The organism is Staphylococcus sp. HMSC055A09 (assembly GCF_001809655.1).
Taxonomy (GTDB): Bacteria; Bacillota; Bacilli; order Staphylococcales; family Staphylococcaceae; genus Staphylococcus; species Staphylococcus capitis.
In genome coordinates, this window is sequence record NZ_KV798369.1 from 596,947 (window position 1) to 605,027 (window position 8,081).

Here is an 8,081-nt window from a genome sequence, read left to right on the forward strand (position 1 = left end):
TAATATTGAGATTAATAGCTATAAGTCAGGGTATGCGAATAGTGGATAAAAATTTAAGTAAAGGGGTATTCTTAATGATTTTTGAAACTATGGAGCAAAAAGACTATGAACAACTTGTCTTCTGTCAAGATGAAGTAACAGGATTAAAGGCTATCATTTGTATCCATGATACTACATTGGGACCAGCTTTAGGTGGATGTCGTGTTAGAAATGATTATGAATCCGAAGAAGAGGCCATTGAAGATGCTATGAACTTAGCACGCGGTATGACATATAAAAATGCAGCTGCTGGATTAAATCTTGGTGGTGGAAAGACTGTAGTTATGGGCGCACCTGATAAACAGAATGAAGAGGCGTTCTATAGAGCATTAGGTCGCTATGTTAATACATTAAATGGACGTTATTATACTGCAGAAGATGTTGGTACTTCTGAACATGAAATGAATTTAATATATAAAGAAACACCATATGTATGTGGAACTAGTAAGTCATTTGGTTCAGCAGGTAATCCAAGTCCTATGACTGCCTATGGTATTTATATTGCATTGAAACGCACTGTAGCAGAAAAATTTGATGGCGACAAACTTGAAGGTAAGACAGTGGCAGTTCAAGGTGTGGGACATGTATCATATGAGTTATGTCGTTTATTAAATGAAGATGGTGTGAAATTAATTGTCACTGATATTAATAAAGACAATGCACAACGAGCTGTTGATGATTTCGGTGCGGAATTTGTAGAACCTGATGATATATTCTCAGTAGATGCTGATATCTTTGCACCTTGCGCATTAGGTGGCGTCTTAAATGATGATACAATTCCACAATTAAAAGTAAAAGCTGTGTGTGGTTCTGCTAACAATCAATTAAAAGATGAAGATAAACACAGTAAAATGTTAGAAGAAAAAGGTATTCTTTATGCACCAGATTATATTGTTAATAGTGGTGGAGTTATTAATACTGCAGATGAATTGAATGGCTACAATGAAGAGAGAGCTAAAGAAAGTATTGAAAATATAGATCAAATTTTAAAACATATCTTCGACATTTCAAGTGAACACAATGAAACACCACTTGAAGCCTCTCAACATTTTGCTGAAACTAGAATGAAGCAAATTTCTCATATTAAAGATATTAGAAAATAAGAGAATAAACTTTAAATAATTTTTAGCACGACAATGATTGAATGTGAAACAATCATTGTCGTATTTTTTATAAATAAATAATTAAATATTATAGGTATGGATAAGAGAGTTTTACAGAATCTAATATAATGAAGCGCAACGATACACAATATTATTTTATTTTAAGTGTTCTATTTAACTTAAAAAGTTATGACAAAAATTAATAATATAAACACTATTTACAAAAAATATACACTACTCTAAATAAAAATGTTATAGAATAAATGTATATTACAAATAAAAGAGGTGTGAAATGGAACCAATGATTCTCTTATCGATTCTAGTTATTTTTTGTTCAAGTTTTATATTTGTTCGAAAATATATGTCACAAACATCTAGTTTAAAATTCAAACGTGTCTTCTCACTAATAGCTATATTGGCTATTGTATTTTCAACATTAGGGCAAACGATTAATGCACAACAGGCACATGCAGCTAATGGATTACATAAAGAGAAAGCAACTTTAGTTAAAGTGATTGATGGCGACACAGTGAAATTAAATTATAAAGGTAAAGTTTCAACGTTTAGATTATTACTTATTGATACACCAGAAACGAAAGATCCTAGAAAACCAGTTCAAAAATATGGTCCAGAAGCAAGTGCATTTACTACAAACATGATGACTAAAGCTAAAAAAATTGAAGTAGCGTTTGATAAAGGTCAAAGAACTGACAAATACGGAAGATTATTAGCTTACGTGTATGCTGATGGGAAAATGGTTAACAATGCGGTTGTAAGACAAGGTCTTGCAAGAGTAAAATATGTTTATCCGCCAAACAATACGTATGAACAATTAATCAGAGCAAGTGAAGCTCGAGCTAAAGCTGAAAAGCTAAATATTTGGAGTGAGTCCAATAGTGTAAAAACTTCTCTAACTTCAACTAAAAAAACTCATAAAGTAGTAAAACCGACATCAGCTAAAACAACAAGTATACATCATTATTCAAAAAAATCTAAGACACCATCCAAAGCTAAAAGTACCACTAAGAAAGAATATTTTAAAAATTGTACTGCTTTAAGAAAGAAATATCCACACGGCGTGAAAAAAGGACATCCTGCTTATCAAGCTAAACTTGATCGAGATAAAGATAACTATGCTTGCGAAGTTAGATAATTAAAAAGAAAATTTTTTGAAAGCTATTAACATATTCAAAAATGTTAGTAGCTTTTTGTATGCTGACTAAGAATAATATTTAGGATTCATTTTCAAAATAAATAACGCGTGTGAATCAAATAATTAGGATGAACATGATAGAATATACAATGACTATTGGAGAAAAACATTATAAAGTTTTAGGTGATGGATCATGACAAAAGTACATTTAATCGAAAGTCCTTACACTTTAGACAAAATTAAAGGAATTGGTCCGAAACGATTAACTATATTAGAAGAATTAAATATAAAAACTGTAGAAGATCTTGTACTCTATTTACCTACACGTTATGAAGATAATACTGTGATTGACCTAAACCAGGCTGAAGATCAATCGACAGTTACTGTACAAGGAGAAGTATATTCGACACCAGCGGTAGCTTTTTTTGGTAGAAATAAGTCTAAATTAACCGTTCATATAATGGTGAACAACATTGCGGTTAAGTGTGTCTTCTTCAATCAGCCTTATCTGAAAAAGAAAATTGAATTACACGGTACCGTGACTGTCAAAGGCAAGTGGAATCGTGCTAAGCAAGAAATTAATGGGAATCGTATGTTCTTTAATGAACAAACAACTCAAGATGATGTTCAGTTAGAGCCTGTGTATCGTATTAAAGAAGGTATTAAACAGAAACAAATTCGAGATAACATTAGACAGGCATTAGAGGATGTCACGATACATGAGTGGTTATCAGACGATTTAAGAGAAAAGTATAAATTAGAAACATTAGAATATACACTACGCACTTTACATCACCCTAAGGATAAACAAAGTCTTTTAAAAGCACGTCGCACATATGCCTTTACAGAACTTTTTATGTTTGAATTACGCATGCAGTGGTTGAATCGTTTAGAGAAGTCATCAGATGAAGCGATTGAAATCGATTATGATATATCTAAAGTTAAACAATTTATCAATCGCTTGCCTTTCGAACTCACAGATGCACAAAAAACAAGTGTTAATGAAATATTTAGAGATTTAAAGGCACCCATTCGAATGCATCGTTTACTTCAAGGAGATGTAGGTTCTGGTAAAACAGTAGTCGCGGCAATTTGTATGTACGCATTGAAAACAGCAGGTTTCCAATCTGCTTTAATGGTACCGACAGAGATATTGGCTGAGCAACATGCTGAAAGTTTAATTGAATTATTTGGAGATACGATGAATGTCGCACTTTTAACTGGCTCGGTTAAGGGTAAGAAACGACGCATTCTGTTAGAGCAGTTGGAGAATGGCTCAATTGATTGTTTAATAGGGACACATGCACTCATTCAAGATGATGTAGTTTTTGAAAATGTTGGTTTAGTGATTACAGATGAACAACATCGTTTTGGTGTTAACCAGCGTCAAATGTTGAGAGAAAAAGGTGCTATGACGAATGTTTTATTTATGACAGCAACACCAATACCTCGAACGTTAGCGATTTCAGTGTTTGGAGAAATGGATGTTTCTTCTATTAAGCAATTACCTAAAGGTAGAAAGCCTATCATCACAAGTTGGGCTAAACATGAACAGTATGAGCAAGTCTTAGCACAAATGACGAGTGAATTACGTAAAGGTAGACAAGCATATGTCATCTGTCCATTGATAGAGAGTTCAGAGCACTTAGAAGATGTTCAAAATGTGGTTGCGCTATACGAATCGTTACAAGAATATTATGGCGCTGAAAAAGTTGGATTATTACATGGTAAACTAACCTCTGATGAAAAAGATGAAGTGATGCAAAGATTCAGTGATAAAGACATTGATATACTTGTTTCAACTACTGTAGTTGAAGTCGGCGTTAATGTTCCTAATGCTACATTTATGATGATTTATGATGCAGATCGTTTTGGTTTATCTACGCTACATCAATTACGTGGACGTGTGGGAAGAAGTGAACATCAAAGTTATTGTGTACTTATTGCTTCTCCTAAGACAGAGACAGGTATAGAGCGTATGACAATTATGACTCAAACTACAGATGGATTTGAACTAAGTGAGCGAGATTTAGAAATGCGAGGTCCAGGAGATTTCTTTGGAGTCAAACAAAGTGGACTACCAGACTTCCTCGTGGCAAACGTAGTAGAAGACTACCGCATGTTAGAAGTAGCAAGAGACGAAGCAGCCGAACTCATACAATCAGGACAATTCTTCCAACAACACTACACACAACTTAGAAACTTCATTCAAAACAACCTCCTACACACCAGTTTTGATTAGGGGGCCCCAGCACAGAGACTTTCGAGAGCGAAAGTCAACAGACAGTGCAAGCTGGGGCGTTGCCCTACACAGAGCATTTCGTAAAGAAATGCAACCGGTCTGAAAGTAGGAAAATATATTAAAACTAAATTGCACTATGAGGACCACTGATGTTGTATAACCTTAGTTAATAATTTATTTCTAGAAATCGGTGATAGATATTCTTAATGAATTAAAAGCCACGTTGCAGTTATTTGTTGAGGAATTGAATCAGAAAGTGTTATGATATGTTAGGAATATTTAAGACTTGGTACTAAAATGAGGGGTGAAAGTTTGAAACTAAAGAAAGACGAACGCAGAATAGCTATTCAAAATGCAATTGATGCTAACCCCTTTATTACTGATAATGAACTTTGCGAAAAGTTTGGAGTGAGTATTCAAACAATTCGCTTAGACCGTACGCATTTAAATATTCCTGAGTTACGTAAAAGAATTAAGTTAGTGGCAGAACAAAATTATGGCCAAATTAGATCGATTGAAGCTAATGAAATTATTGGAGATTTAATACAAGTTGAGCCTGATATTGAAGCACAGTCTTTAATAGAAATTACTGAAGATACTGTCTTTACTAAAACTCAAATTGCTAGAGGGCATATTCTCTTTGCCCAGGCTAATTCTTTGTGCGTGGCATTAATACATAATCCAACAGTACTGACACATGAAAGTCAGGTTGAATTTATCGAAAAAGTGAAATTAAATGATACGGTAAGAGCAAAGGCTCAAGTTATAGATAAAACATGTAAGCACTATATTATAGAAGTTAATTCATATGTGAAAGATAAATTAGTTTTTAAAGGGAAATTTAAAATGTTTTATATAAGTGAGGATGAATTCAATGGTTAAAATTGCGGTTGATATGATGGGTGGAGATGATGCACCAGGTATCGTACTCGATGCAGTTAAAAAGGCTGTAGAAGATTTTAAAGATTTAGAGATAATTCTTTTTGGAGATAAAGAACAATACAACTTAAATCATGATCGTATTGATTTTAGACATTGTTCTGAAAAAATTGAAATGGAAGATGAACCTGTTCGTGCAATTAAACGTAAGAAAGATAGCTCAATGGTGAAGATGGCAGAAGCTGTTAAATCTGGAGAGGCTCATGGATGTGTTTCGGCCGGAAACACTGGAGCATTAATGTCAGCAGGATTATTTATTGTTGGTCGTATAAAAGGTGTTTCAAGACCTGCATTAGTAGTTACTTTACCAACAATGGATGGAAAGGGCTTTGTCTTTTTAGATGTAGGAGCTAATGCGGATGCTAAGGCAGAACATCTATTACAATACGCACAATTAGGTAATATCTATGCTCAAAAGATTCGTGGTATAAAGAATCCTTCAGTGTCACTTTTAAACATAGGCACTGAAGCAGCTAAAGGTAATTCTTTAACTAAAAAAGCTTATGAATTATTTGAAAAGGATCATTCATTTAATTTCCAAGGTAACATTGAAGCTAAAACGTTAATGGATGGTAATACAGATGTAGTTGTTACCGATGGTTATACCGGAAATATGGTATTAAAGAATCTAGAAGGTACAGCAAAATCAATTGGTAAAATGTTAAAAGAAACTATTTTAGGTAGTTTTAAAAATAAAATTGCGGGTGCTATTCTTAAGAAAGACCTAGACGCATTCTCTAAGAAAATGGACTACTCCGAATATGGTGGTTCAGTACTTTTAGGCTTAGATGGAACTGTTGTAAAGGCACATGGTAGTTCAAATGCTAAAGCATTTTACTCAGCCATTAGACAAGCTAAAATCGCTGGAGAAGAAAATATAGTTCAAACAATGAGAGAAACGGTAGGTGGTAAAAATGAGTAAAACGGCAATTATTTTTCCTGGTCAAGGAGCTCAAAAAGTTGGAATGGCAAGTGACTTATATAATGAAGAAACACGTTCAACTGAAATCTTAAATCAAGCACAAGAAGCACTTGATTTCGATTTATTAGAAACAATGTTTACTGATGAAGAAGGTAAACTAGGTGAAACTGAGAATACTCAGCCAGCTTTATTAACTCATAGTGTGGCACTGTTAGAGGCGTTACAAAATTTAAATGCTGATTACACAATGGGACATAGTTTAGGTGAATATTCAAGTTTAGTAGCAAGTGGTGTACTCTCATTTGAAGATGCAGTTAAGATCGTTCGTAAACGTGGACAACTTATGGCTCAAGCATTTCCTAATGGTGTAGGTAGTATGGCTGCTGTACTTGGATTGGACTACGAAGAAGTTGATAAAATTTGTAAAGATTTATCTAATGAAGAAGAAATAATTGAACCTGCCAACATTAATTCACCAGGACAAATTGTTGTTTCAGGTCATAAAACTTTAATTGATAAATTGGTTGAAGAAGGAAAAACTTTAGGCGCTAAACGTGTACTTCCTCTAGCAGTTTCAGGACCATTCCATTCATCTATGATGAGCGTGATTGAAGAAGATTTCGCTTCTTACATTAATGAATTTGAATGGCATGATGCCAAATTCCCTGTTGTCCAAAACTTTAACGCACAAGGTGAAACGGACGCGGAAGTGATTAAACATAATATGGTTAAACAATTATATTCACCTGTACAGTTTATAAAATCAACAGAGTGGTTGATTGAACAAGGTGTAGATCACTTTATTGAAATTGGTCCAGGTAAAGTATTATCAGGATTAATTAAGAAAATTAATAGAGACGTTAAAATTACTTCAATTCAAACACTTGAAGATGTGAAAGGATGGAATGAAAATGAGTAAAAGTGCTTTAGTTACAGGTGCTTCACGTGGTATTGGACGTAGCATCGCATTACAATTAGCTGAAGAGGGCTATAATGTAGCTGTCAATTATGCAGGTAGTAAAGATAAAGCAGAAGCTGTTGTTGAAGAAATCAAAGCTAAAGGTGTAGATAGCTTTGCTATTCAAGCTAATGTGGCGAATGGCGACGAAGTGAAGGCTATGATTAAAGAAGTTGTAAGTCAATTTGGTTCTGTTGATGTATTAGTAAACAACGCGGGTATTACTAGAGACAATTTATTAATGCGTATGAAAGAACAAGAATGGGACGATGTGATTGACACAAATTTAAAAGGTGTATTTAATTGCATTCAAAAAGTGACGCCTCAAATGTTACGTCAACGTGGAGGCGCGATTATTAATTTATCAAGTGTTGTTGGTGCAGTGGGTAATCCTGGCCAAGCAAACTATGTAGCAACTAAAGCAGGAGTGGTTGGTTTAACTAAATCATCTGCTCGCGAGTTAGCTTCACGTGGTATTACTGTTAATGCAGTGGCTCCAGGCTTTATTGTTTCTGATATGACTGATGCTTTAAGTGATGAACTTAAAGATCAAATGTTAGAGCAAATTCCGTTAGCACGCTTTGGTGAAGATACTGATATTGCTAATACAGTTGCATTCTTAGCTTCAGATAAAGCTAAATATATCACTGGTCAAACAATTCATGTTAATGGTGGTATGTATATGTAAAGTAACACTTCTTTCACGAAGTGAAAGTTAGTGTTAC

General features: G+C 34.1%; 7 protein-coding genes and 1 pseudogene. All 8 read left to right on the forward strand.

The genetic code is table 11. The features are described from left to right. Positions 1-74: 74 nt before the first annotated feature. The 8 genes and pseudogenes from HMPREF2642_RS08445 (at position 75) to fabG (ending at position 8,044) form a co-directional block, all read left to right on the forward strand. Positions 75-1,142: a Leu/Phe/Val dehydrogenase gene (locus HMPREF2642_RS08445; RefSeq protein ID WP_030065336.1), complete on the forward strand. Its 1,068-nt coding sequence runs from the start codon at positions 75-77 to the stop codon at positions 1,140-1,142. A gap of 292 nt (positions 1,143-1,434) precedes the next feature. Then, positions 1,435-2,040 (forward strand): annotated as a pseudogene (locus tag HMPREF2642_RS11870) (thermonuclease family protein); the annotation flags it as partial. Positions 2,041-2,112: 72 nt separating this feature from the next. Then, the gene (locus tag HMPREF2642_RS11875; RefSeq protein WP_227959518.1) at positions 2,113-2,295 is read left to right on the forward strand and encodes an excalibur calcium-binding domain-containing protein; all 183 of its coding nucleotides are present in this window, start codon (positions 2,113-2,115) and stop codon (positions 2,293-2,295) included. 193 nt (positions 2,296-2,488) lie between these two features. Further along, a complete protein-coding gene (gene recG / locus HMPREF2642_RS08455; protein WP_030064973.1) occupies positions 2,489-4,537 on the forward strand; it encodes an ATP-dependent DNA helicase RecG in 2,049 nt (682 codons plus the stop codon). 312 nt (positions 4,538-4,849) lie between these two features. Further along, positions 4,850-5,419 carry a transcription factor FapR gene (fapR, locus tag HMPREF2642_RS08460; protein ID WP_037582574.1) on the forward strand — a complete coding sequence of 190 codons (570 nt, stop codon included), beginning with the start codon at positions 4,850-4,852 and terminating at the stop codon, positions 5,417-5,419. Further along, the gene (gene plsX, locus HMPREF2642_RS08465) at positions 5,412-6,398 is read left to right on the forward strand and encodes a phosphate acyltransferase PlsX (protein WP_002435190.1); all 987 of its coding nucleotides are present in this window, start codon (positions 5,412-5,414) and stop codon (positions 6,396-6,398) included. The genes fapR and plsX overlap by 8 nt, the downstream gene beginning before the upstream one ends. Next, positions 6,391-7,317, forward strand: coding sequence for an ACP S-malonyltransferase (gene fabD, locus HMPREF2642_RS08470; RefSeq protein WP_002435219.1), 927 nt, complete (start codon positions 6,391-6,393; stop codon positions 7,315-7,317). Before plsX ends, fabD begins: the two co-directional genes overlap by 8 nt. Then, on the forward strand, positions 7,310-8,044 hold the full coding sequence (gene fabG, locus HMPREF2642_RS08475) for a 3-oxoacyl-[acyl-carrier-protein] reductase (protein ID WP_002435264.1): 735 nt from the start codon (positions 7,310-7,312) through the stop codon (positions 8,042-8,044). Before fabD ends, fabG begins: the two co-directional genes overlap by 8 nt. The last annotated feature ends 37 nt before the right edge of the window (positions 8,045-8,081 follow it).